This is a genomic window from Dokdonia sp. 4H-3-7-5, from assembly GCF_000212355.1.
GTDB lineage: Bacteria > Bacteroidota > Bacteroidia > Flavobacteriales > Flavobacteriaceae > Dokdonia.
In genome coordinates, this window is the sequence record NC_015496.1 from 2,621,210 (window position 1) to 2,645,075 (window position 23,866).

Consider the following 23,866-nt stretch of genomic DNA (forward strand, 5'->3'; position numbering starts at 1 on the left):
TTTTAAGTTAGGTTATTAAAGTGCAATGTATACCCAGCCAGTAAGCGGCTCACTACCATCTTTTAAGTCTAGAATGTAATAGTAAGTAGATGATGGAAGGCCGTCATTTTTATTTACAGTACCGTTAGAAGTAGAAGTTCCTCTCCACACATTTGCATACCCATCCATCTCATACACCATGTTTCCAGCTCGATTGTAAATTTTCAAGTTGTTTTCCGGGTAAGATTCGATGCAGCGTATGGTAAAAGTGTCATTAAAGCCGTCACCATTAGGTGAGAATTCATTAAACACTTTAATGCAACTAGGCGCGATATCAACTTGCGATACATTGTTAGTAAGGTCACTATCCATAGGACTAGACTGCGTGATGGTTGCGATATTTAGGTAATCTCCGTCCTCAAGTACTACAGCCGTTATTTCTAACACCACAGTAGCACTGGCCATCACCTCAGGAATTATCCAAGTACCCGCTGCATTATCAAAAGTCCCGCTATCTGTCACCGCAGATATAAATTGCAGTCCGGATGGTAATATATCTTGAACCTCAACATCTGTAAAATCTGTGTCACCTACATTAGTCACAGTAATGGTATACACAACCTCTGTATTAAGTTGTGGCAGGGCATTATTTACCGTTTTAAGAATCGTAAGATCAGAACAAGTGGCAACTTCCACGTCTAGAGTAGCATCTGCTAGAGGCATACAGCTATTAGTAGATTCATAATTTACAGCAACAGATTGCTCACCAAGTTCGTTCCATATCACGGTAACAAAATCGTCTGTGAGATCACCACCAGTGATGATTGTCCCACCAGAAGAAATAGTCCATAAATAACCGCTCATGTCAGATTCTGTCTGGTAAGTAATTTCATTACCCACACAAGTCATTGCAGTACTGCTCGTAATGCTTGCCGTAGCAGTCTCATCTATCGTAATACTCACTTCTAGACGAGTGCTACTCTCACAACCATTATTTACTAAAGCTCCGTAATAATTACCAGTAACTAGAAGTGCATCTGCAGCTAGTGGAGTACCTCCTGTTGCTTGAGCATACCATATTACATCAGGTTCATTTACGTCGATATCACTTACGGTAGCCATAGCATCTATACAAAATGATTGCATACTAGCGGTGGTAGTAGGCGTAGGCGTACTGATAATAGTAACAGTAATAGCTAGCCTATTTGCACTCTCTATTCCGTTTGTAACAAGCGCCGCATAGTAAATCGTGTTGTTCGTCAATGCAGTATCGGTAGTTAAAACAGTTCCACCAGAAGCACTGAGGTACCAATTTACAGAGGTTTCATTTACCTGAATATTTGCAATTGTTGGGTTTTCGCTTTCGCAAAAAAGTTGCTGCTCATTTTCTGTCGTTACGATACCTGACTGTATAGTAAGCTCATCTACCGTAGTATCTGAAGCCATATTGCCTGCTAAATCCTCAGCAGTAGCATCTACATCGTAAGATCCATCTGCTAATTCACTTCCATCAGGAATTTGTAAAGACCACGTATCATCACCATTATCGGTAAGGTTTCCATCACCTTCGGTGTAGGTAACTCCATTTATAATCACTGTCAGCTCATCATCAGAATCTGCTGTACCTGTAATTATTGGCGTGGTGTCATTGGTAGTTTGCGCAGTAACCGTAGGCGGAATAGGAGCAGTAGTATCAACCGTCAACTCATTAGTAGTTACATCTGACGCCGAATTTCCAGTCATGTCTTCAGTGGTGGCTTGCACATCATAAACACCATCTGCAATATCATTAGCTCCTGGAATTTGCAGGCTCCATGTATTATCACCATTATCTGTAAGATGTCCGTCATTTTCAGCATAGGTTGTATTATCTACGGTCACTGTCAATGCATCACTAGAATCTGCTGTTCCCTCAATTATTGGGGTGGTGTCTGTGGTTACTTGAGAGATTACCGTTGGAATACTAGGAGCATTCGTATCGATTATCAATTCGTCTGTTGTCGTATCCGAAGCAGTATTTCCAACCGTATCCTCAACAGAAGCATCTACATCATAGGTTCCATCTAATAATTCACCTCCATCAGGTATTTGTAGTGACCACGTATCATCACCATTATCGGTAAGATTTCCATCACCTTCGGTATACGTAACTCCATTTACAATTACTGTTAGCTCATCAACAGAATCTGCTGTACCTGTAATCAGTGGAGTGTTGTCATTGGTAGTTTGCGGATCAACCGTTGGCGTCGTTGGGGAAGCAGAGTCAATGGTTAATTCATCAATTGTTATATCAGAAGCCGTATTTCCAACCGTATCTTCCACAGAAACATCTACATCATACGTTCCATCTGGAATTTCGTTTCCATCAGGAATTTGTAGGCTCCAAGTATCATCACCATTATCGGTAAGGTTTCCATCACCTTCGGTGTAGGTAGCTCCATTTACAAGTACTGTCAGCTCATCATCAGAATCTGCTGTACCTGTAATCAGTGGAGTGGTGTCATTTGTAGTTTGAGGATCAACCGTTGGCGTTGTTGGGGAAGCAGAGTCAATGGTTAACTCATCAGTAGTAATATCAGAAGCCGTATTTCCAACCGTATCTTCCACAGAAACATCTACATCATAGGTTCCATCTGGTAGTTCATTTCCATCAGGAATCTGCAAGCTAAAAGTGTCATCACCATTATCGGTAAGGTTTCCATCACCTTCGGTGTAGGTTACTCCATTTACAATCACTGTCAGCTCATCATCCGAATCTGCTGTACCTGTAATCAGTGGAGTGGTGTCATTTGTGGTTTGAGGATCAACCGTTGGCGTCGTTGGGGAAGCAGAGTCAATGGACAATTCATCAATTGTTATATCAGAAGCCGTATTTCCAACCGTATCTTCCACAGAAACATCTACATCATACGTTCCATCTGGAATTTCGTTTCCATCAGGAATTTGTAGGCTCCAAGTATCATCACCATTATCGGTAAGGTTTCCATCACTTTCGGTGTAGGTGATTCCATTTACAATCACTGTCAGCTCATCATCCGAATCTGCTGTACCTGTAATCAGTGGAGTGGTGTCATTTGTAGTTTGAGGATCAACCGTTGGAGTTGTAGGCGCAGTAGCGTCAATTATCAATTCGTCGGTAGTAGTATCAGAAGCAGTATTTCCAACCGTATCTTCCACAGAAACATCTACATCATACGTTCCATCTGGTAATTCATTTCCATCAGGAATTTGTAGGCTCCAAGTATCATCACCATTATCGATAAGGTTTCCATCACCTTCGGTGTAGGTCACTCCATTTACAATCACTGTCAGCTCATCATCCGAATCTGCTGTACCTGTAATCAGCGGAGTGGTGTCGTTTGCAGTTTGAGGATCAACCGTCGGCGTCGTTGGCGCAGTAGCGTCAATGGTTAATTCATCAGTTGTAGCATCTGAAGCAGTATTTCCAACTGTATCTTCCACAGAAACATCCACGTCATAAGTTCCATCTGGTAGTTCGCTTCCATTAGGAATCTGCAGGCTCCACGTATCATCACCATTATCGGTAAGGTTTCCATCACCTTCAGTATAGGTGATTCCATTTACAATTACAGTCAGCTCATCATCCGAATCTGCTGTACCTGTAATTAAGGGCGTGGTGTCATTGGTAATTTGCGGATCAACCGTTGGCGTCGTTGGGGAAGCAGAGTCAATGGTTAATTCATCAGTAGTATTATCAGAAGCAGTGTTTCCAACCGTATCTTCAACAGAAACATCCACGTCATAAGTTCCATCTGGTAGTTCGCTTCCATTAGGAATCTGTAAAGACCAAGTATCGTCACCATTATCGATAAGGTTTCCATCACCTTCAGTGTAGGTGATTCCATTTACAATTACGTTCAACTCATCATCAGAATCTGCTGTACCTGTAATCAATGGCGTGGTGTCATTGGTAGTTTGCGGATCAACCGTTGGGGTAGTAGGTGCTGTTGCGTCAATTACTAGCTCGTCTGTTGTTGTATCCGAAGCAGTATTTCCAACCGTATCTTCTACAGAAGCATCGACATCATAAGTTCCATCTGGTAATTCATTTCCATCAGGAATCTGCAGGCTCCAAGTATCATCACCATTATCGGTAAGGTTTCCATCACTTTCGGTGTAGGTGATTCCATTTACAATCACTGTCAGCTCATCATCAGAATCTGCTGTACCTGTAATCAGTGGAGTGGTGTCATTTGTAGTTTGAGGATCAACCGTTGGAATCGTTGGGGAAGCAGAGTCAATGGTTAACTCATCAGTAGTAATATCAGAAGCCGTATTTCCAACCGTATCTTCCACAGAAACATCTACATCATAGGTTCCATCTGGTAGTTCATTTCCATCAGGAATCTGCAAGCTAAAAGTGTCATCACCATTATCGGTAAGGTTTCCATCACCTTCAGTGTAGGTTATTCCATTTACAATCACTGTCAGCTCATCATCAGAATCTGCTGTACCTGTAATCAGTGGCGTGGTGTCATTGGTAGTTTGCGCAGTAACTGTTGGAGTAGTAGGCGCAGTAGCGTCAATTACTAATTCATCAGTTGTATTATCAGATGCAGTATTTCCAACTGTATCTTCTACAGAAGCATCTACATCATAGGTTCCATCTGGTAGTTCGCTACCATCAGGTATTTGTAGAGACCACGTATCATCACCGTTATCGATGAGGTTTGTATCACCTTCAGTGTAGGTTACTCCATTTACAATTACTATTAGCTCATCGTCAGAATCTGCTGTTCCTGTAATCAGCGGAGTGGTGTCATTGGTAGTTTGCGGATCAACCGTTGGGGTAGTAGGTGCTGTTGCGTCAATTACTAGCTCGTCTGTTGTTGTATCCGAAGCAGTATTTCCAACTGTATCTTCCACAGAAAGATCAACATCATAAGTTCCATCTGGTAGTTCATTTCCATCAGGAATCTGCAAGCTAAAAGTGTCATCACCATTATCGGTAAGGTTTCCATCACCTTCGGTGTAGGTGATTCCATTTACAATCACTGTCAGCTCATCATCCGAATCTGCTGTACCTGTAATCAGTGGAGTGGTGTCATTCGTAGTTTGAGCAGTAACCGTTGGCGTTGTAGGGGAAGCAGAGTCAATGGTTAATTCATCAATTGTTATATCTGAAGCCGTATTTCCAACCGTATCTTCCACAGAAACATCTACATCATAAGTTCCATCTGGTAATTCATTTCCATCAGGAATCTGCAAGCTAAAAGTGTCATCACCATTATCGGTAAGGTTTCCATCACCTTCGGTGTAGGTTACTCCATTTACAATCACTGTCAGCTCATCGTCAGAATCTGCAGTACCTGTAATCAGTGGAGTGGTGTCATTTGTAGTTTGAGGATCAACCGTTGGAGTCGTTGGGGAAGCAGAGTCAACGGTTAACTCATCAGTAGTAATATCAGAAGCCGTGTTTCCAACCGTATCTTCCACAGAAACATCTACATCATAGGTTCCATCTGGTAGTTCATTTCCATCAGGAATCTGCAAGCTAAAAGTGTCATCACCGTTATCGATGAGGTTTCCATCACCTTCGGTGTAGGTTACTCCATTTACAATCACTGTCAGCTCATCCTCAGAATCTGCCGTACCCGTAATTAGCGGAGTGGTGTCATTGGTAGTTTGTGCTGTTACTGTTGGAGTTGTAGGCGCAGTAGCGTCAATTATCAATTCGTCGGTAGTAGTATCAGAAGCAGTATTTCCAACCGTATCTTCCACAGAAACATCTACATCATACGTTCCATCTGGTAATTCATTTCCATCAGGAATTTGTAGGCTCCAAGTATCATCACCATTATCGATAAGGTTTCCATCACCTTCGGTGTAGGTCACTCCATTTACAATTACTATTAGCTCATCATCCGAATCTGCTGTACCTGTAATCAGCGGAGTGGTGTCGTTTGTAGTTTGAGGATCAACCGTCGGCGTCGTTGGCGCAGTAGCGTCAATGGTTAATTCATCAGTTGTAGCATCTGAAGCAGTATTTCCAACTGTATCTTCCACAGAAACATCAACATCATAAGTTCCATCTGGTAGTTCGCTACCATCAGGAATTTGCAGAGACCAAGTATTATCACCGTTATCGATGAGGTTTCCATCACCTTCGGTGTATGTAATACCATTTACAATTACGGTCAACTCATCATCCGAATCTGCAGTACCCGTAATCAGGGGAGTACTGTCGTTTGTAGTTTGAGGATCTACTGTTGGAGTTGTAGGTGCAGTAGCATCAATTACTAATTCATCTGTAGTTGTATCAGAAGCAGTATTTCCAACCGTATCTTCCACCGAAGCATCCACATCATAGGTTCCATCTGGTAGTTCGTTTCCATCAGGGATTTGTAAAGACCAAGTATCGTCACCATTATCGATAAGGTTTCCATCACTTTCGGTGTAGGTGATTCCATTTACAATCACTGTCAGCTCATCCTCAGAATCTGCTGTACCTGTAATCAGTGGAGTGGTGTCATTGGTAGTTTGCGCAATAACCGTTGGCGTCGTTGGGGAAGCAGAGTCAATGGTTAATTCATCAGTAGTAATATCAGAAGCAGTGTTTCCAACAGTATCTTCCACAGAAGCATCTACATCATACGTTCCATCTGGAATTTCGTTTCCATCAGGTATTTGTAAGCTCCACGTATCATCACCATTATCGATAAGGTTTCCATCACTTTCGGTGTAGGTCACTCCATTTACAATCACTGTCAGCTCATCATCCGAATCTGCTGTACCTGTAATCAGTGGCGTGGTGTCATTGGTAGTTTGCGGATCAACCGTCGGCGTCGTTGGACTGTTAATATCTACTGTGTAAGCCTCACTATCAATAGCTGTGGCAGTACATATAGAACCAACAACCGTTATAGATGCATCAATGGTTGAATCTGCGTCAGCTACTAATTCTGCGCCTGAGATATCTGTAGCGAAGCTTAAGGTTGCATCTAAGAATGCTGTGTAATTTGTATTATTTACCGTTATAGTTACCTCATCGTTTTCTTGAGCATCACCTGTAACTACACCAGAAATGGTAATATCATTATTTTGCTCAATACTATTAACGACATCATCTGCGGTAATATTTTCCGTGAGATTTATAGAGACATTTGGGGTATTTGCAAGAATTATAGACACTTGTCTCAAATCACCAGAACTATTTTCACAACCAGTAGCAGGGTTAATGGTTGATATAAATATATTATCAGGATTATTTACCTCATTTAATCCAGTAATTTCAAGCTTACTGTCATTAATTACATATACAATACCATCTGCTGTAAGGCCATTAGTAATCTCTTCATTTTTATTAGAATCAAAATAATATTTGAAGTCATTTGAGATGGTACTTGACGGAGCAATCTCTAATACTTCTGGTAAGCATATAGCAGTATCAAATCCTGCTACTAGAATATCAGAAGCTTTAGGAGTAGGGTTAATGGTAACTAAAACAGCAGTTCTCACAGACGCTACAGTACATCCATTTGCGGTAGCAGCAGCATAGAAAGTAGCACTTTCTGTTAACGATGGGGTGGTAAAAGCTTCACCGCTATCAACTGTTGCAAGTAAAGTCCCACCTTGCTCTGCATCATACCAATTTATTTGTGAGTTTGTAGTATCAGTAGTAGCAGTAAGATCTGCAGTGTTATTTTCACATAAGGTAATATTTTGCGAGTCTGCAGCAATTTCTGGAATAGCAGGAGTCACCGCAACATCATATAAATCAAGTCGCTGACTCAATGAGGTATTCAATAATGAAGAATAACTAACTACAATCCTATCTACAGGAGCCGAAACGTCAAAACCAATATCTACCGGGTTATTACTCTGTAATAAATTAATAAGCTCAAGATTTAACAGCGAGCCTAAATCTCTTGTGGCAACTAGATCTATACCATTATAAGCCTCAAATTGAATATTATTTGCCACTCCTAGTGCTAATAAACTTGGATCGACAGCAAGGCGAATTTTAAAATCTTCTGTAGGCTGTGTTGCATTTTGAAAATAAATTTCTTGTTCTATAGTTGCAGCAACTGATAATACTCCCAAACTTAACTCTGAGAATGTTGTAAGATCTCCATCAATAGCATTTTCAATATTTGTAACTCCAGCGCCTCCTAGGTTTATTAAATCTAGATTAAGTCCCGTCCCATCAAAAGATGTAAATGAAGGAGTATTACAAATAGGTGTATCTGCCCCAAAGAAAGCCCCATAAACTCTTAAAGAACGTTCCTGACTTAGTCCTATTAAAGAGCCTATACTATTTGTGATTTCTATGCTACTATAAGGTTGGTCTGGGGTGAGAGCTATGTAATAATCACCCTGAGCATCTGTCACGATTTGTGTTCTAGCACCGCTAAATGAATTTGGGTCTGATGACACTGCGCTTAATACAGTAGTGTTACCATTTAATGCCTTTACCGTAAATTCTTGATTACCTATTAATACAATTCCCAACACATCTGCAAGTAAATTACCAAGATTACCACCTAATAAAGAAGGTAATAGGTCATCTTCTGTCTCAATTTTAATATATGATGTGGTATTTGCAGGTAGTAGTTCTCCGTATGATAACTCAAGTATGCCGTCATATGCACCAAAAAAGAGTGTTCCAGAGTTTGCTCTAACCTCGGCAAAATCAGTTAAGTTGCCATTTACAGAAAGATTTGCATTGTCAACATTCTCTTGATTGAGAATGGTGGTTGCAAATGATTGTTCTTGCGCATTCATTGAGAAGCAGGCAAGAAAGAAAATCACTATGAAACTGTTCAAGGGTGATGGATAGGTAGTTTTTCTCATCATGGTAGTCGTTTTAAATTATTTTAATAAAACATCTAACTAATGAATGTCGAGTACACATCATTAAACAATAAAATTCAAATTTGATTAATCGTATAAGAGTCCGTTTAATCAAAGTGATACCTACTGCTTGTTCTGTTTAAGACTAGTGCTTGGTATCTGAGTAATTAAGAACTTTTACTTGTACAAAATTGGTTGTAGAATGTTGATTTATACAAGTTTAATATGTAAGAAAATTAATAATTTGTTTTAGTATAAGCAAGACTAAATACTATTAAAATGAATAAATTAACACTTTGCCTGAATAAATTAGCATTTCATAGAATATTACAAGTATAAAGTAATGAGATTGTTAACTCTGATTTATATAATTTCGTTTTCGCGAAAGCAGGATTAAACAAAATTGTTAATAAAAGTATTTTTGTTTTACAATATTATACTTGTACAATAATTGATGTAGTTACATTTGAGTAAAAAAGACCTATACTATTAGTAGGAAAGACCAATAAGTAATCACTTAAATTTGCAGTTATAAGAGAACTCTAGAAAAGAGAATACTGTACTATGAATACACTACAATTAAGAACTGTAAATGTTGTGCAATACTTGCAACCTTTACGAGAAGGAGGATCACTTCCAGCTTTAGTTAAAGCAGATGATGATTATTTATATGTGCTCAAGTTTAGAGGAGCGGGGCAAGGAAAGAAAGCACTTATAGCCGAACTTCTAGGAGGCGAAATAGCCAGAGCGATAGGACTTCAGGTTCCTGAGCTTGTGTTTATGAATCTAGATGACTCTTTTAGTAAAACAGAGCCAGATGAAGAGATTCAAGATTTACTGAAATTTAGCGTAGGGTTAAACTTTGGGCTTCATTTCTTATCAGAAGCGATTACTTATGATCCGCTGGTTAGTACGGTAGATGCGCTTACTGCTTCAAAAATAGTGTTACTAGACTGTATTATCAGTAATATAGATAGAACCGCAAAAAATACAAATCTCCTGCAGTGGCATAATGAGATATGGGTGATAGATAACGGTGCGAGTTTTTATTTTCACCATGACTGGAAAAATTGGAAAAATCACCTAGAGCGTACATTTCCGCTTGTAAAAGATCATGTATTGTTAGAGAAAGCAACACGCTTAACAGAAGCGGCAACTGCAATCAAAGAGCTATTAACGCAAGAAAAGCTAGAAGATATTATAGCACATATTCCAGAAGACTGGTTAATATCTGAGTTTGATACCATGACGCCTGGTGACATGAGAGCAGCCTATCTTGAGTTTGTAAATTCTAGATTATCAAAAATTGATATCTTAGTAAAAGAAGGAGAAGATGCAAGATAAATATACCTTTGAGTACGCCACCATTAGAATTGTGCCTAAAGTAGAACGAGAAGAGTTCTTTAATGTAGGTGTCATTGTCTTTTCAAAAAAGAAAAAATATCTAGGCATAAAGTTTCATATATGTCCAGATAAGTGGAAAGCCTTCTGTACAGATGTAGAGATTGCCAAGTATCAAGCATATCTAGAAGCCTGGGAGCTTGTGTGTAAAGGAACACCTGCTGGAGGTCGCATAGGCGCAATGGAACTATCAGACAGATTTAGATGGCTTACTGCTTGTAGAAGCACTATTATACAAAGCTCAAAAACGCATCCGGGTTTATGTGAAGATCCAGCGAGTATGCTAGAAGAGATCTTTGCAAAGAACGTGTTGTAAACTTATAACTCTTTCTAGTTGGCTTTCGCCAAAATTAACGATACCCACCCATGAAGAAAATACTTGTATTATTCTCGCATCCTAAATTTGAAAAATCTAGGGCAAATACGTCACTAGTATCACACATTCAAGATATGGAAGGTGTTACTTTTCATGATCTTTATGAGCAATACCCAGATTTTCATATTGACGTAGATGCCGAAAAGGAGTTGCTTGCTGCACATGATATCATCGTATGGCACCACCCATTATATTGGTATAGCTGTCCGCCTTTAATGAAGCAGTGGATTGATATGGTGCTAGAATTTGGGTGGGCATATGGACCAAATGGTAATGCCCTTAAAGGAAAAACCTGCTTAAATGTGATTACCACAGGTGGCTCAAAAGAGGTGTATTGTGCTCAAGGAAGCAATAGCTTTACCATTAATGAATTTTTAAGACCCTTTGAACAAACAGCAATCTTATGCGGGATGCAGTATTATCCACCATTTGCAGTCATGGGTACGCACCAATTGAGTGACAATCAGTTAAACACTCACTCGAGTACTTATAAATCATTATTAGAGTTACTGCAGAAAGAGGCTGTTGTACTAGGTGTAGATAACTGCGTATTTTTAAATGATTTGCCGCAATTAAAAACTCACTAAATTATGACAGGAAGTATTCTTTTTGAAGCGATAGTCTTTCTTGCGGGAGCAATAATTTGTGTGTCCATCGCAAAGCGACTTGGGCTGAGTTCCGTAATAGGTTATTTACTAGCAGGCGTACTCATAGGCCCTTACGTATTAGGGTTTATAGGTCAAGAGGGAGAAGATATATTACACTTTGCAGAGTTTGGTGTGGTGGTAATGTTATTCTTAATAGGCTTAGAAATTGAACCTAAGAATTTCTGGAACATGCGCAAGACCATCTTAGGCATGGGAGGACTGCAAGTAGGAGGGACCATGCTACTAACATATTTCTTGTTCACCTTTCTAGGCTACGACTGGAAAGTCTCTCTTGTAATCTCTATGGCCGTAGCACTATCGTCTACAGCAATTGCTTTGCAAACCATAAAGGAGAAAGGGATGATGGATACCACTTATGGAGCATCCTCATTTTCTATTTTACTTTTTCAAGATATCATTGTAATTTTCATGCTAGGTGCATTGCCACTGCTCTCTACTGCTACAACGGTGGCTGGTGGTGAAGGTCATGGAGCGTCTGAGAATTTATTAGATGGTTTGCCTATCGGTTTTCAAACGCTCGCAATTATTCTTTCTGTAGTTATTATCATAGTTGCTGGTAAATTTTTAATTGTACCTATGCTGCGTAAAGTCGCAAATACAGGAGTACGAGAACTACTTATAGCCTCTGCATTATTGATTGTATTTTCTATTTCTTTTTTAATGGAATATGTAGGTCTCAGTCCTGCGCTAGGTGCTTTTCTAGGTGGCGTAGTGTTATCTAATAGCGAATTCAAACATGAGCTGGAGAGCACCTTGGAACCTTTTAAAAATCTACTGTTAGGCTTGTTTTTTATGGCAGTGGGAGCCTCTATCAATTTTATTGTGATTGCTAAAAATCCGCTCACTATAAGTGGAATATTAATTGCAATTGTAATCGTAAAGGCGCTTATCTTATTTATTACCGGTTATGTTTTTAAACTAAAATTAGATCAGAAGTTACTGCTCACTTTTAGCTTATCACAGATAGGAGAGTTTGCCTTTGTCCTGCTTTCCTTCGCGTTTAGCTTGCAATTATTAGAGCAAGATCAAATGGACATGATGCTAGTAATTACAGCACTTACTATGTCGCTTACTCCTATTACTGGAATGATAAATGAACGTTATATCTTGCCTAAAATAGGAACTAAAGAATCAATACAGAGACCTATGGATCATATTGCAAAGTCACAAAATGTGATACTTGTAGGTTTTGGACATTTTGGAAGTACCATAGGACGTTTTTTGAGGTCGCACGGAGTAGAAGCTACCATACTTGATCAAGATTCAAATCGTGTAGATTTTCTTCGTAAGATGGGCTTTGAGGTGTATTACGGTGATGCCACGCGCTTAGATTTATTGGAATCTGCTGGAATTGCGCAGGCAAAAATTCTAATTTGTGCGATAGATAATCCTACGGTAACAAAGCAAGTGACAAAACTTGTAAAAGAAAAGTATCCCCATGTAGAGCTTATGATTAGAGCAAGGAATAGGGATGACGCTTATGATTTACTCAACTTAGGTATAGAAAATATTTACAGAGAATCCCTAGATACTTCACTCAGCCTTGCCAGTGACGCATTGCATAAATTAGGGTTTAGAAAATATACGTTAAATAGACAGGTCCAGAACTTTATAAAATACGATGAAGCTATTTTGAGACGTCTTGCCAAGGAACCAAAGAAAGGTACAGATAGCTATATTTTTGTCGCTCGTCAAGAGTTAGAAAAGCAAGAACGTTACCTCAATGAAGACTTCAATAGAGGGATTGTAGCTTATGATAATCACTGGGACAGCGAGCACATTAGAAAAACACTAGAAGAACAGCAAGATAATAGTGAAGTAGATAGCACAAACTAGATGAGTTTTAAAAGTATTTTTTAAGAGTTTTCTTTTTCAGGAACATGAGAAATCTGGAAATATTTATATTAGGTAGACACTCATACAACTTTTAGTAATCTACTACGAGAAGTGATAAAACGAAGTTCTAACTAAAATCCATACCCAAATCTAAATCAATATCATTCTTTACGGCGGCATCTTTATGAGCTGTAAATGTAGTTTTTGGAGAGGTTTGACTAGCAAGGTGATCTGGAAGCTCTTCTAGAAAGTAGGCGCTATTTTCTCCTAGTTCTTCTTGCGTATCCGTTTTATGATGAAAGGCGTTTATGGACTCTGTAGCTCTTGTGATAATGAGTTCATTTTTTGCTCTGGTGAGCGCTACATATAGCACACGTCTATCTTCTTCTACTTCGTCTAGATTCCCCAGACTGTAGGAGGAAGGGTAGGACTTAGGGGATACATTAAGCACAAAACAAACGTCTGCTTCAAGACCCTTAGCCGAGTGTACGGTAGAGATGGTGACGTGATCCTGATGATCTGTGGTAGTTAATTTACTGCCTTCTAAAGTATTTTGACCTGAAACATGTGCAGCATTATCTAGAATCCCTTCTGAGATAAAAGCACCAAGGGTCGCATAGTTTTCAGAAAGCATTTCTAGTACGGGAAAATCACCTTTGCGTTTTTCTGTCCAGTCTTTGCTATATTTCATAGCAAGATCAAACTCCATCGCGCTGTACAATTCTTTGATTGCTTGCTTTACGTTGCCTTTATTATCAAAAACAGTTTTGTAAAACTTAGATACTTTTTCTCCTTCCGTTCCAGAGATGATAGAGGTGAAGGTATCTGGTATTATATCTTCTGGTGCGATTTGCATCACTTCCGTCATATAAGACGTTGCTTTTACAGCACCAATACCGTGAATAAAAGTAAAAAAGCGAATCCATGCAATCTCATCTAGCGGATTGTTAATTACTCTCAATACCGAAACTAAATCTTTTATGTGAGCAGCTTCAAGAAACTTTCTTCCGCCAAAGGTTTGATAAGGAATCTTCTTTTGGAGAAATACTGCTTGTAGTGGTCTTGTGTAGTATTGCGACCTGCTCAAGATTAGAAAATCAGAAAATGAACTTCCGCCACTAGAAAAGGCTTCTAGAATTTTATTGGCTATATAATTTGCTTCTTCAAATTGGTTATTCACATTCAAAATCACAGGTACTTTTCCTGGTCCTCTGCTTGAGATCAGTTTTTTATTATACTGTACAGGTGATTTTTCTAGTAACCAGTTTGAGATATCCAGTATCTCCTGTGTAGAACGATAATTCTTGTCTAGCACTTTTACCGTAGCATCTGCTACACGTTCTTTAAATAAGTGAACATTCTTAAAATCTGCGCCACGGAAACTGTAAATAGATTGGGCATCATCTCCCACACAAAATAGGTGACAGATATGCTCAAAAGGCTTTAATAAAAACCATTGCAGCGGATTAGTATCCTGCATCTCATCAATCAAAATATGCTCGTAGGAGGAAGCTAGAATCTCTCTTGCTTTCTCATCTTTATTTAATCTATTTGCTATAACAAGCAGTAAATCGTCATAATCGAGGTACTGCTGTCTCTTCTTTTGTAGCTGGTACTCTTTAATAAGATGCTCTAGTTGTGGTCGCAACGTAGCGATATCTTCAGTTACTTGAGGATCATCTTTTCCTTTATAGAGCAACTTGCGTATGGTATCAGTGAGGTTACTTCTCGTGTTACGTGCAAAGGAAAATATATCGAGAATTTGCTGCGGTTTAATTCTTACTTTTCCATATTCCTCACTGGCATTTCCACAAGCCATTTTCATCAAACTTAATTGATCATCTGGATCAATTACCGTAAAACTTGCCGCACCAAAAAGATTTGGAAACTTCACAATAAGCTGGTTACACCAGCTATGAAAGGTACTGCCATTAATCGCGCCGCTTGTACCAGCAGGTAATCCTGCTTTTACACGCTCTACAATCTCGCTCGCAGCCCTTTTTGTAAATGTGAGGATCTGTATCTTTTCTGGACGCACGCCAGATTGAATGAGATATTCCGCTCTACCTACAATAGTCTTGGTTTTACCAGTACCTGCTCCTGCAAGTAGTAGTAAGTGTTTACCATCAAAAGTGATGGCCTCACGTTGCTTAGTGTTATATGAATCTATAATAGCAGTTTTTTTATTTTCAAAGATAGGAAATTATTCATAATTTTGGATTTTATCCTACACTTCAATATATTGAGAAGAGCCTTCTTAGATTTACAAACTAACAGCAATAATTTAAAAATAGCGAGCGCTATTGCATTTTCTGTGGTCGTTTTTGATGATGAAGAGGAGTTGTATTATCATGAGAGCCTTATCAAACCGCTTCAAGTGCTTTCCCCAGATCAGGAATTCACTTATGGGATTACTAATATATCACTGCGCAAAGCACCATCATTCATAGATATCGCGAGTTTACTCATCGACAACTTGGAAGACTGTGAGATTGCATATTTTGATAATTTCTCTCAGCAATTGCTACGCGGCTCTTTTAGAGAGATTGGGTATCCACTAAGGAAGTCTTCCCTTATTTTTAATGCTACTTCCTCCAGAAAGAGTAGCAGCGCTGCACAACTATCTTTTGCGGAAACTGCAGCTATTCATTCGGTGGAATATGATTCTTTGAAAGCTGGCATGAATGCTCGAGCACTGTCTCAATTGTTTCAAATTAAGGCTAGTGTGGATGATAATAAGAGTTCCGCTTTCGCGAAAGCGGAACAAAACACCATCGCTACCACAAGCCTATATGACCATTTACCGAAAACAAGTGGCGTGTACTACTTTAGGAATGCAACCGACGAAGTGATTTACGTAGGAAAAGCAGTCGACTTAAAAAAGCGAGTGATTTCGCATTTTAAGAGCAGATTAGTTTTTGAAAAGACACTGTGCAAAGAAACCGTCGCTGTAGAATATGTTGAAACCGGAAACGAGTTAATCGCTTTACTCAAAGAGTCGGCAGAGATAAAACAGCTTGCACCTACCTATAATTCGCAACAGATAGAGACCAACAACCCTTGGATTGTGGAATCTAAAATAGATGCCAAAGGAATCTTGAGAATTGTACCCACAGAAAAGAGCTACACAGACTCCTGTCATACCGTTTCTTTTAATAGGGATTCTGTAATCCAGCAACTCAAACTATTACAAATAATGCATGCGCTATGTCCAAGATTTATGGGTGTAGAACGCACTGCTGGTTCTTGCTCTAGCAAAGCTTGTAAGGGCGTATGTAGGGGAGAAGAACCCAAGGAAATATACAATGCAAGAGTATACAAAGCGCTGGAAACTCTCACGAGTAAAGAAGAAACCTACTACCTAGACCTCATAGGGAGAACTAGCAACGAGCGATCATTTGTGCTTGTGGTAGACGGGATTTATATGGGATATGGATATATTACAAATCAAGAGACGGTAAATACCATAGAAGATCTTGAGGCGTATCTTATTCCTCAAGAACATACGTATTACACCAGCCGAAGTATCCTCACACACCTCAAAAAACGCGGAGTTATTAAAAATTTCTTAAGATAGCGCGCTTCAATATTCAACTTTTTACTGCCATTTTGCTGTTTTTATGTTCATTAAAAGGCACTTTTTCTTATTTAATACATCCTCTTGTGTGTAGGAGGTAAGAGCTGTTTTGGTTGATTTTTTTGTCCGAAAATAATATCATTTTCGGTTGTCATAATAATATCTGTTACGGCACTTTTCATTTTAAGAACGCTCTAACACATGGAGTTAAATAAGATTAAATGTCATTTCAAAACTGAGAGTCTCTCGTAATTTTATGAAAAAAAAAGATGGAAAAAGATAAAATAACGAAGACAGATATAAAGGATACAAACGAACGTCCCAACGGATTAGGATATGGTGGAAGAGATAAACCATCATCCAAAGATCTTAGTAAGAACGAGGAAGAGTAGCACTTGTAATATTGCTACGATGTACCGATAACGTGCACATATTAACTAATCATGTGTTTCTTTTAAGAGACACTTTTAAAACTAACAATTATGAAACAGACAACAGCGGAAGCAGCAAGAGAACAATCTCACATAGATATCGTAAACAACTTACAAGGAATTCTAGAAAAGAATTACGATGCAGAGGAAGGATACAAAGAAGCAATGCTCAAGGCAGATAATAGTTACTTAAAAGACTACCTTAAAAACAAGGCAGCAACAAGAGCAACATTTGCCACAGAAATAAGTGACATTATTTTAAAGCTCAATGAAACTCCAAAGGAATCTGGAAGCACAAAAGGAAGTATCCATAGAACATGGATGAGTATTAAAGATGCTTTTAGCTCAAACTCAGACGAGGGAATCCTTGAAGAATGCATACGTGGAGATAAAGCGAGTATAGAGGAGTACAACGAAGTGATGGAAAACCAAGCGTTTCCAGTTGAAATTACAAGCGTACTCACAAATCAATTACTACAGGTAAAAAAATCTGTAAATGATATAAAAAAGATAGAAGATTTGTTCTAGACCCTATCAAGTAAGAAAAAAGTCACCTTCGGGTGGCTTTTTTTTTGCTACCTTATGAAGCAATATGATATTTGGCAAACTTTTTAAATGGATTGGCAGCTCCCCAAAGAGGTTCAAAACCGTTTGTTATATCAGTGAGCACCATTGTAATTTAACTCATTCAGAAGTAAATATACTTCTAAAAAGATCTCAAATTTATAATATTGGACACGGTGTAAATGGTGTTCTTATAAGTGCATCAAATCGATTTTTTCAAATACTAGAAGAAGAGGAAAAGGAAATCAATGAGCTGTTTGAAAGAATTCAAGCAGATAACCGCCATACAAATATTTTAAACCTGTTTAATACAACGATTGACCGTCCATTTTTCTCATCGTACAATAGTTCTTTTAGAGTAGGTCTAGGAAGTGATGAGATTAACGAGATAAATAAATACCTTTCGATTTCCACAAACCATCCCTTTGAAGCAAATGTTGTAGGTATCCTCAATTCCATGGCACTTTCTGCAAGGCTAGCATGAAAACATGAGTTATTGGGATTATAATTTTAAACAGATATTACCTTTAGTCTAACGTTAATAACTGCGGCTACCATTAACACTTCTCCCGCTTCCCGTTAAATTATTCTTTAGGTTTTTATAATGTATATTGAGACACGGCTTTATGTTTTTAAATTTATATAAAACCAATTATTATGAAAGCACAAGCATATTTATCATTTGACGGAAATTGCCAAGAGGCATTAAATTTTTATAAAGGAATTCTAGGTGGAGAGGTTGTAAACCGCGAGACTTGGGAAGGAAAGGAAACAGATATTCCAGAGCACTACCGCAACAAGCTGCAACATGCAGAACTTAAAGGAAAAGGATTTCACTTTATGGCGTATGATGCAGCACCAGATACACCACTTACTTCAGGTAATAAGGTGTGTATGAGTCTAGATTATAGCGATACCGCAGAGGCTCAATCTGCATTTGAGGCGTTAAGCGCGCAAGGAAAAATTAATTCACCATTTCAAGAGACTAGTTGGAACGCACATTATGGACGTTGCACAGATCAATTTGGAGTAGAGTGGATGGTAAATGCCAAATAAATCCACAGAAAACACAAAGTAAAGCCCTCACAAGAGGGCTTTTTTAATCTTAAAAATAAAAATACATGGAAAACTGGATGACCGCATCAATGCCCATTTTAGGTAAAGTATTAATATCAATAATAGCCATATTTACAGTAATGATTATTATCACGAGAATTTCTGGTTTACGCACATTTGCAAAGATGTCAAGCTTTGACTTTGCATCAACCATTGCGGTAGGTTCTGTACTTGCATCCATTATTCTCAACCCAGACCAATCACTTCTTAAAGGAGGAATCGCACTAGCGGGTATTATTGCTTTTCAAACTTTATTTGCCTTGCTAGTGAGGAAAAGTACATTTTTTAAAAATCTAGCTACTAATGATCCATTATTGTTAATGAAGGACGGGAAGATTCTTTATAAAAACTTAGAAAAATCAAATGTAGGTGAGGGAGATTTGATTGCAAAACTAAGAGAAGCAAACGTGCTCGACTACAGTGAGGTAAGAGCTGTTGTACTAGAAAGTACAGGAGACATGTCTGTACTTCATGACGACGGAGACAACAAACTTAATGATCAACTTTTAGAAGGCGTGCGCATTCATTAATTGACTTGTTTTCATTTTTATACTTAAGATAGACATAAATATAGGAGCTGATATAAGTCATAGTTTACTTTCATAGATGTATGTAGGTTTGAGAAAGACCATTACTATTATGAAAAATATTCTCTTACTTACAGACTTTACGTTAAAATCTGATAATGCTCATGCATATGCTTTTGACTTTTTTAAAGGGCAAGAGTGCGAGTTTCACTTACTCAGTATTCAAAAAACGTGGGAGTACACCACAGATGATTTAATGGCCTCTAGTCCTAGAGGCAATATAGACAACGCATTACTTGGTGATAATAGAACCAAGGTGGATGCAATGATTGGTCATTATAAAGAAACTTATAACAGTAGTTCATTCACTTTTCAAGGTCATGTGGATTATGATGTATTTACAGATGCCATAAGCCAGGCTGTTACTGCATATAATATTGATTTAGTAGTATGTGGTACAGATGGCAAAACCGGGATTGTTGAAAATATATTCAGCTCACATGCTCTTAGAATTATAAGAAAAGTGGAGTGTCCTGTACTCGTAATTCCAGAAAAGTATAGATTTATAACTCCTAAAAGAATACAGTATTTACTTGATTATGATGATACTTTTGAGATGTGTGGTAAGGAGCCATTAATTGACATAACTCATAAATATGCATCTAGTATAGATGTTCTGAGACTCACCTTTGGCTTTCATATGGAAGATCATGAATTTGAATATGAGCATACAGAAATTCAGAAGTTATTTCCAAGCACAACCATAAGATACGCTAGGCACATAGATGAAAATCCCGTAGCGGTAATAAGAGAATCTCTATTGAAGAGATCTTGCCAACTTCAAGTACTATCCGCCAAAAATCAAACTTTTTTAGAACGTATATTTTCATATTCGCATCTATCACAGATTGTTAATACTGTGACTACACCCTTGTTGATATTAAGAGATTGTAACTCTTAACCTTAGGTTGTATGCTCACTAGATACCTTCCCGTATTTTTATTACTAGCCTTACTGGCCGAAATTTTAGGAACCGTAGGTGGATTTGGGTCATCAGTATTTTTTGTGCCCATAGCAAATCTTTACTTCGATTTTCAATCTGTACTTGGCATCACGGCACTATTTCACTTGTCTAGCAACGTTACTAAGATCGCTTTTTTTAGAAAAGGATTAGACAAGCGTCTCTTGCTTTACCTAGGTATTCCTGCTGTAATTTTTGTGACGATAGGAGCATTTACAAGCAAGTATGTAGACCCTACATTTCTAGGACTTATACTGGGCATATTTCTCATTCTCTTGAGTCTTACTTTTTTGATATTTAAAAAACTAACCATCAAAGATTCTCCTAAAAATGCAATCACGGGAGGTATACTTTCTGGTTTGAGTGCAGGGTTGCTAGGTACAGGAGGAGCCATACGAGGTATTACTATGGCAGCCTTCAAGATGGATAAGGCAACTTTTATTGCAACTTCTGCAGTGATTGATCTTGGCGTAGACTTTAGCAGGACTGTCATTTATTTTTATAACGGATACATACATAGGCATGATCTTTACCTAGCTCCATTATTACTCGTAGTAGCAGTCGCTGGTACATGGATAGGTAAGAAAATTTTAAACCATTTTTCTCAAGAGCAATTTAGAAGTTTTGTACTTGTATTGATTTTACTCGTTGGTATCGCCAGTATTGCGTCAGATTATATTTGAACGAGTTCAGCTATCTAGAGTTATGAGCTCTCTGTTGTAAATGCTATGATAGATGTAAAAGGTTGTTACGCTTTCGCGAAAGCGTTATTATCACTATACAAAGTCTTGAAAACCTATTTAAAAAGATCAGAATTTTCAAGTTGCTTACAAGCCTCTTCATAACCAATCTCAAAAATCGCAGGAATACTTCGCATGCTGAAAGTGCCAAATTTGGCTAACTTCTCTGGGCATATTAATAAATCACAGTCTTTAAACTTGTTCAGTCCTTTTTGATGTAAGTTGATTTCATAAGCTCTATTGAGTACTTGATATGAGTATTTTAAATCTCCTATTTCAATAGTACTCAGCGGATTTACATAACTACCGATAATGACGTCACACTTGGGTACAAGTGGTTCTATAGGAAAGTCATCTATCACACCGCCGTCAAAGTAATGAACACCGTCAATCTCTATGGGAGTAAAAATCCCAGGAAAAGAAGCAGATGCGATAACTGGATTAATTAAAGGACCAGCGTCAAAGGTGCGCAGTTGGCCAGTAATCACCGTAGTCGCTGTAATGGATAATGGTAGTTGTAGCGACTCAAAACTATCTTCTGAGAAATATGCCGATAGGTCTTTGTGAAATAACAAGGAATCTAAGAAGCCAGGTTTCCTTCGAGCAAATCTTTTTATGGAGAAAACAGGCGTTGTTTTAAAAAAATCATAAATCGCTTCCCAGTCGTGACCAGCAGCATATAGCGCACCTACAATAGCGCCAGCACTAGTGCCAGAAATATGCGTAGGTTTAATATTATGTTCTGATAATGCTTTGAGTACGCCCAGATGAGCAACACCTTTAATTCCGCCTCCAGAAAAAGAAAGACCTATATTCATGATTGATTTATTATAATGCTAAGATAGCAAACCGTGTAACGGAATATCTTAAGATTTACTTACAACTTCACACCATAACTCAAATCTCCAGCATCACCTAGACCCGGAATAATATATCCTTTTGAACTAAGCTTATGATCAATAGCCGAAATCCACAAATGCGTGCTCTCTGGAAATTCCTTTTGCACATAATCAACTCCTTCTTGAGAACCAATTACTGAGATAATGTGTATTTGTGCTGGTGTGCCATGAGGTTTTAATGCATCAAGCACATTTTTAAGCGTTTTACCCGTTGCAAGCATAGGATCCGTAAGGATTAACGTCTTACCCTCAAGCGATGGAGCCGCTAGATATTTTACAATAACCTCAAATTCATCATCATCATTAGGGTGATTTCTATAGGCAGATATAAATGCATTTTCTGCTCCGTCAAAATAATTGAGGAGTCCTTGATGTAATGGTAATCCCGCACGTAATATAGAGCACAACACAATGTCTTGTTGTGGTAAACTCATTTCCTTTTCTCCTAAAGGAGTTTGTACCTTTTTAGTATCAAACTCTAATGATTTACTCATTTCATAAGCTAGAATTTCTCCTACACGTTCAATATTTTTTCTAAAACGCATTGCATCTTTCTGAATATCATGGTCTCTCAACTCATAAATAAACTGGTTAAGGATAGAATGATCTTTAGAGTAATCGTGTATGTGCATATCAAGAATTTTTAATGAGATATAAATATATAGAAAGGCAGACTTATAAGACCTTTTTTAACACGGAGTACATAAAGGATTGTAGTCGGTACATTTCTGTTCTACCTGTTTTTTTTCCTATTCTACCCGCAATATAAAGACCAATCCAAATAAGAAAAAGCAGTATCATGCCTAATAATGGAAATATGTAAGATAGTGTCAAAGTAATGTTAGTGTATAACCATACTGCACTTGCCATAAATAGAATAAAAACTACAAAATGAAAAAACATAAATAGTGTCCATACCGTTGGGCTAGGTCCATAAAGTCCCTTTATTACAGTAGGTTGTGTATCTATTTTATAGACTTCAAGATGTAGTTGTGGAGACCAGAAATGTTGCTCATTCTTAGGTATGCTTATGAAGATATGATCATCTGCTCGATGTACTATAAAGTCTTTTGAGACTGCCCCTACATCTTCATAAGCACGTAGAATCGTTTCTGGAAGCACAGTATACTCAAGCGTAAAACGCGGTCTTAATACAATATCATTAGGAAGTTCCATAGGTCAGATGTTTCTAGTAATTATTATCATACTAGTAGGGCGATGTATATTATAAATATAGTTCTGTTCTATGGTATGTAATATGACCGTTGTCATAGTATTCCCTATACGTAGCCAATAGCTTTGAGTAGTTATACCTCTTAATAATTACGACATATGAAACATCTTTTCCAACTTCTTTTGTTAGGTCTTACCATGTCCAGTTATGCTCAAGTATGGAGTGTAGAGTTACGACCTACTTTACATATTCCTACTCGGGAAGTAGCAAATCAAAAGTTGCGCATAGGTAATGGACTAGAGTTGACAGGAGTTTTATCTATAGGTAAGCGCACAGATCTATATGGCGGTCTTATCTGGAATCGCTTTGATACGGATGAAGGTTTTGAAGAGTCTGATATAGAATTTATACAAAAAGGTTTTCTCTTTGGGGGGATGGTGTCATTCTCTATACTTGAATCCCAGAAAAATCCTTTTTATGTACGAGCTGGCTTAACCCTAATGACCGTAGACACAGAGCGTACTGAAGGAAATTTTATTATTAAAACAGATCCCGCAATTGGTACTCATCTAGGGCTGGGGATGAAAATTATAAGCTTAGGGAACTGGCATGTGCTTCCAGAGGTGCGCTACGGAAACTCTTCACACAGATATCAAGAAGCAGGTGAATATCGCCATATCTCCTTTGGTAATATTTCTATTACAGCAGCATTGAGAAGGAGTTTTTAATAGGATTAATGATGA

Annotated in this window: 17 protein-coding genes; 12 read left to right on the forward strand and 5 right to left on the reverse strand. The window is 38.2% G+C overall.

The window, feature by feature from the left end; genetic code table 11:
• Positions 1 to 15: 15 nt before the first annotated feature.
• A complete protein-coding gene (locus KRODI_RS11685) occupies positions 16 to 8,796 on the reverse strand; it encodes a T9SS C-terminal target domain-containing protein (RefSeq protein WP_013751808.1) in 8,781 nt (2,926 codons plus the stop codon).
• 561 nt (positions 8,797 to 9,357) lie between these two features.
• Here KRODI_RS11685 and KRODI_RS11690 point away from each other — a divergent pair.
• The 4 genes from KRODI_RS11690 to KRODI_RS11705 are packed head-to-tail and all read left to right on the forward strand — an operon-like array spanning position 9,358 to position 13,074.
• Positions 9,358 to 10,137 (forward strand): HipA family kinase, encoded by a 780-nt coding sequence (locus KRODI_RS11690; RefSeq protein ID WP_013751809.1) that lies wholly within the window; start codon positions 9,358 to 9,360, stop codon positions 10,135 to 10,137.
• Positions 10,127 to 10,510 carry a DUF3037 domain-containing protein gene (locus KRODI_RS11695; RefSeq protein WP_013751810.1) on the forward strand — a complete coding sequence of 128 codons (384 nt, stop codon included), beginning with the start codon at positions 10,127 to 10,129 and terminating at the stop codon, positions 10,508 to 10,510. Before KRODI_RS11690 ends, KRODI_RS11695 begins: the two co-directional genes overlap by 11 nt.
• 50 nt (positions 10,511 to 10,560) lie before the next feature.
• A complete protein-coding gene (locus tag KRODI_RS11700) occupies positions 10,561 to 11,157 on the forward strand; it encodes an NAD(P)H-dependent oxidoreductase (RefSeq protein ID WP_013751811.1) in 597 nt (198 codons plus the stop codon).
• 3 nt (positions 11,158 to 11,160) lie between these two features.
• Positions 11,161 to 13,074 (forward strand): monovalent cation:proton antiporter-2 (CPA2) family protein, encoded by a 1,914-nt coding sequence (locus KRODI_RS11705; RefSeq protein WP_013751812.1) that lies wholly within the window; start codon positions 11,161 to 11,163, stop codon positions 13,072 to 13,074.
• Positions 13,075 to 13,201: 127 nt separating this feature from the next.
• Here KRODI_RS11705 and KRODI_RS11710 read toward each other — a convergent pair whose 3' ends face one another.
• Positions 13,202 to 15,271 carry an ATP-dependent helicase gene (locus KRODI_RS11710; RefSeq protein WP_013751813.1) on the reverse strand — a complete coding sequence of 690 codons (2,070 nt, stop codon included), beginning with the start codon at positions 15,269 to 15,271 and terminating at the stop codon, positions 13,202 to 13,204.
• 18 nt (positions 15,272 to 15,289) lie between these two features.
• Here KRODI_RS11710 and KRODI_RS11715 point away from each other — a divergent pair, with 18 nt between their 5' ends.
• The 7 genes from KRODI_RS11715 (at position 15,290) to KRODI_RS11745 (ending at position 20,993) form a co-directional block, all read left to right on the forward strand.
• Positions 15,290 to 16,651, forward strand: coding sequence for a GIY-YIG nuclease family protein (locus KRODI_RS11715; protein ID WP_013751814.1), 1,362 nt, complete (start codon positions 15,290 to 15,292; stop codon positions 16,649 to 16,651).
• 482 nt (positions 16,652 to 17,133) lie between these two features.
• Entirely contained in the window at positions 17,134 to 17,610 is a 477-nt protein-coding gene (locus KRODI_RS11720; protein ID WP_013751816.1) for a ferritin-like domain-containing protein, read from the forward strand.
• A gap of 64 nt (positions 17,611 to 17,674) precedes the next feature.
• On the forward strand, positions 17,675 to 18,130 hold the full coding sequence (locus KRODI_RS15145) for a BLUF domain-containing protein (protein WP_013751817.1): 456 nt from the start codon (positions 17,675 to 17,677) through the stop codon (positions 18,128 to 18,130).
• Between the two features lie 173 nt (positions 18,131 to 18,303).
• A complete protein-coding gene (locus KRODI_RS11730; protein ID WP_013751818.1) occupies positions 18,304 to 18,702 on the forward strand; it encodes a VOC family protein in 399 nt (132 codons plus the stop codon).
• Positions 18,703 to 18,767: 65 nt separating this feature from the next.
• The gene (locus KRODI_RS11735) at positions 18,768 to 19,292 is read left to right on the forward strand and encodes a DUF421 domain-containing protein (protein ID WP_013751819.1); all 525 of its coding nucleotides are present in this window, start codon (positions 18,768 to 18,770) and stop codon (positions 19,290 to 19,292) included.
• 109 nt (positions 19,293 to 19,401) lie between these two features.
• Entirely contained in the window at positions 19,402 to 20,250 is an 849-nt protein-coding gene (locus KRODI_RS11740) for a universal stress protein (protein WP_144784361.1), read from the forward strand.
• 11 nt (positions 20,251 to 20,261) lie between these two features.
• Positions 20,262 to 20,993 (forward strand): sulfite exporter TauE/SafE family protein, encoded by a 732-nt coding sequence (locus KRODI_RS11745; RefSeq protein WP_013751821.1) that lies wholly within the window; start codon positions 20,262 to 20,264, stop codon positions 20,991 to 20,993.
• A gap of 113 nt (positions 20,994 to 21,106) precedes the next feature.
• Here KRODI_RS11745 and KRODI_RS11750 read toward each other — a convergent pair whose 3' ends face one another.
• Genes KRODI_RS11750 through KRODI_RS11760 form a run of 3 tightly spaced genes read right to left on the reverse strand, consistent with a single transcriptional unit; the run spans position 21,107 to position 23,125 of the window.
• Positions 21,107 to 21,868 (reverse strand): patatin-like phospholipase family protein, encoded by a 762-nt coding sequence (locus KRODI_RS11750; protein ID WP_013751822.1) that lies wholly within the window; start codon positions 21,866 to 21,868, stop codon positions 21,107 to 21,109.
• Positions 21,869 to 21,927: 59 nt separating this feature from the next.
• Positions 21,928 to 22,581, reverse strand: a complete 654-nt coding sequence (gene upp, locus KRODI_RS11755; protein WP_013751823.1) for a uracil phosphoribosyltransferase — start codon at positions 22,579 to 22,581, stop codon at positions 21,928 to 21,930.
• Between the two features lie 43 nt (positions 22,582 to 22,624).
• Positions 22,625 to 23,125: a hypothetical protein gene (locus tag KRODI_RS11760; RefSeq protein ID WP_013751824.1), complete on the reverse strand. Its 501-nt coding sequence runs from the start codon at positions 23,123 to 23,125 to the stop codon at positions 22,625 to 22,627.
• Between the two features lie 156 nt (positions 23,126 to 23,281).
• Here KRODI_RS11760 and KRODI_RS11765 point away from each other — a divergent pair, with 156 nt between their 5' ends.
• Positions 23,282 to 23,851, forward strand: coding sequence for a hypothetical protein (locus KRODI_RS11765; protein WP_013751825.1), 570 nt, complete (start codon positions 23,282 to 23,284; stop codon positions 23,849 to 23,851).
• The last annotated feature ends 15 nt before the right edge of the window (positions 23,852 to 23,866 follow it).

Excerpts from the sequence above, each read along its gene's own strand:
- KRODI_RS11685 (WP_013751808.1), bottom strand. The coding sequence starts at position 8,796 with ATGATGAGAAAAACTACCTATCCATCACCCTTGAACAGTTTCATAGTG.
- KRODI_RS11690 (WP_013751809.1), top strand. The coding sequence starts at position 9,358 with ATGAATACACTACAATTAAGAACTGTAAATGTTGTGCAATACTTGCAA.
- KRODI_RS11695 (WP_013751810.1), top strand. The coding sequence starts at position 10,127 with ATGCAAGATAAATATACCTTTGAGTACGCCACCATTAGAATTGTGCCT.
- KRODI_RS11700 (WP_013751811.1), top strand. The coding sequence starts at position 10,561 with ATGAAGAAAATACTTGTATTATTCTCGCATCCTAAATTTGAAAAATCT.
- KRODI_RS11705 (WP_013751812.1), top strand. The coding sequence starts at position 11,161 with ATGACAGGAAGTATTCTTTTTGAAGCGATAGTCTTTCTTGCGGGAGCA.
- KRODI_RS11720 (WP_013751816.1), top strand. The coding sequence starts at position 17,134 with ATGAAACAGACAACAGCGGAAGCAGCAAGAGAACAATCTCACATAGAT.
- KRODI_RS15145 (WP_013751817.1), top strand. The coding sequence starts at position 17,675 with ATGATATTTGGCAAACTTTTTAAATGGATTGGCAGCTCCCCAAAGAGG.
- KRODI_RS11730 (WP_013751818.1), top strand. The coding sequence starts at position 18,304 with ATGAAAGCACAAGCATATTTATCATTTGACGGAAATTGCCAAGAGGCA.
- KRODI_RS11735 (WP_013751819.1), top strand. The coding sequence starts at position 18,768 with ATGGAAAACTGGATGACCGCATCAATGCCCATTTTAGGTAAAGTATTA.
- KRODI_RS11740 (WP_144784361.1), top strand. The coding sequence starts at position 19,402 with ATGAAAAATATTCTCTTACTTACAGACTTTACGTTAAAATCTGATAAT.
- KRODI_RS11745 (WP_013751821.1), top strand. The coding sequence starts at position 20,262 with ATGCTCACTAGATACCTTCCCGTATTTTTATTACTAGCCTTACTGGCC.
- KRODI_RS11750 (WP_013751822.1), bottom strand. The coding sequence starts at position 21,868 with ATGAATATAGGTCTTTCTTTTTCTGGAGGCGGAATTAAAGGTGTTGCT.
- upp (WP_013751823.1), bottom strand. The coding sequence starts at position 22,581 with ATGCACATACACGATTACTCTAAAGATCATTCTATCCTTAACCAGTTT.
- KRODI_RS11760 (WP_013751824.1), bottom strand. The coding sequence starts at position 23,125 with ATGGAACTTCCTAATGATATTGTATTAAGACCGCGTTTTACGCTTGAG.
- KRODI_RS11765 (WP_013751825.1), top strand. The coding sequence starts at position 23,282 with ATGAAACATCTTTTCCAACTTCTTTTGTTAGGTCTTACCATGTCCAGT.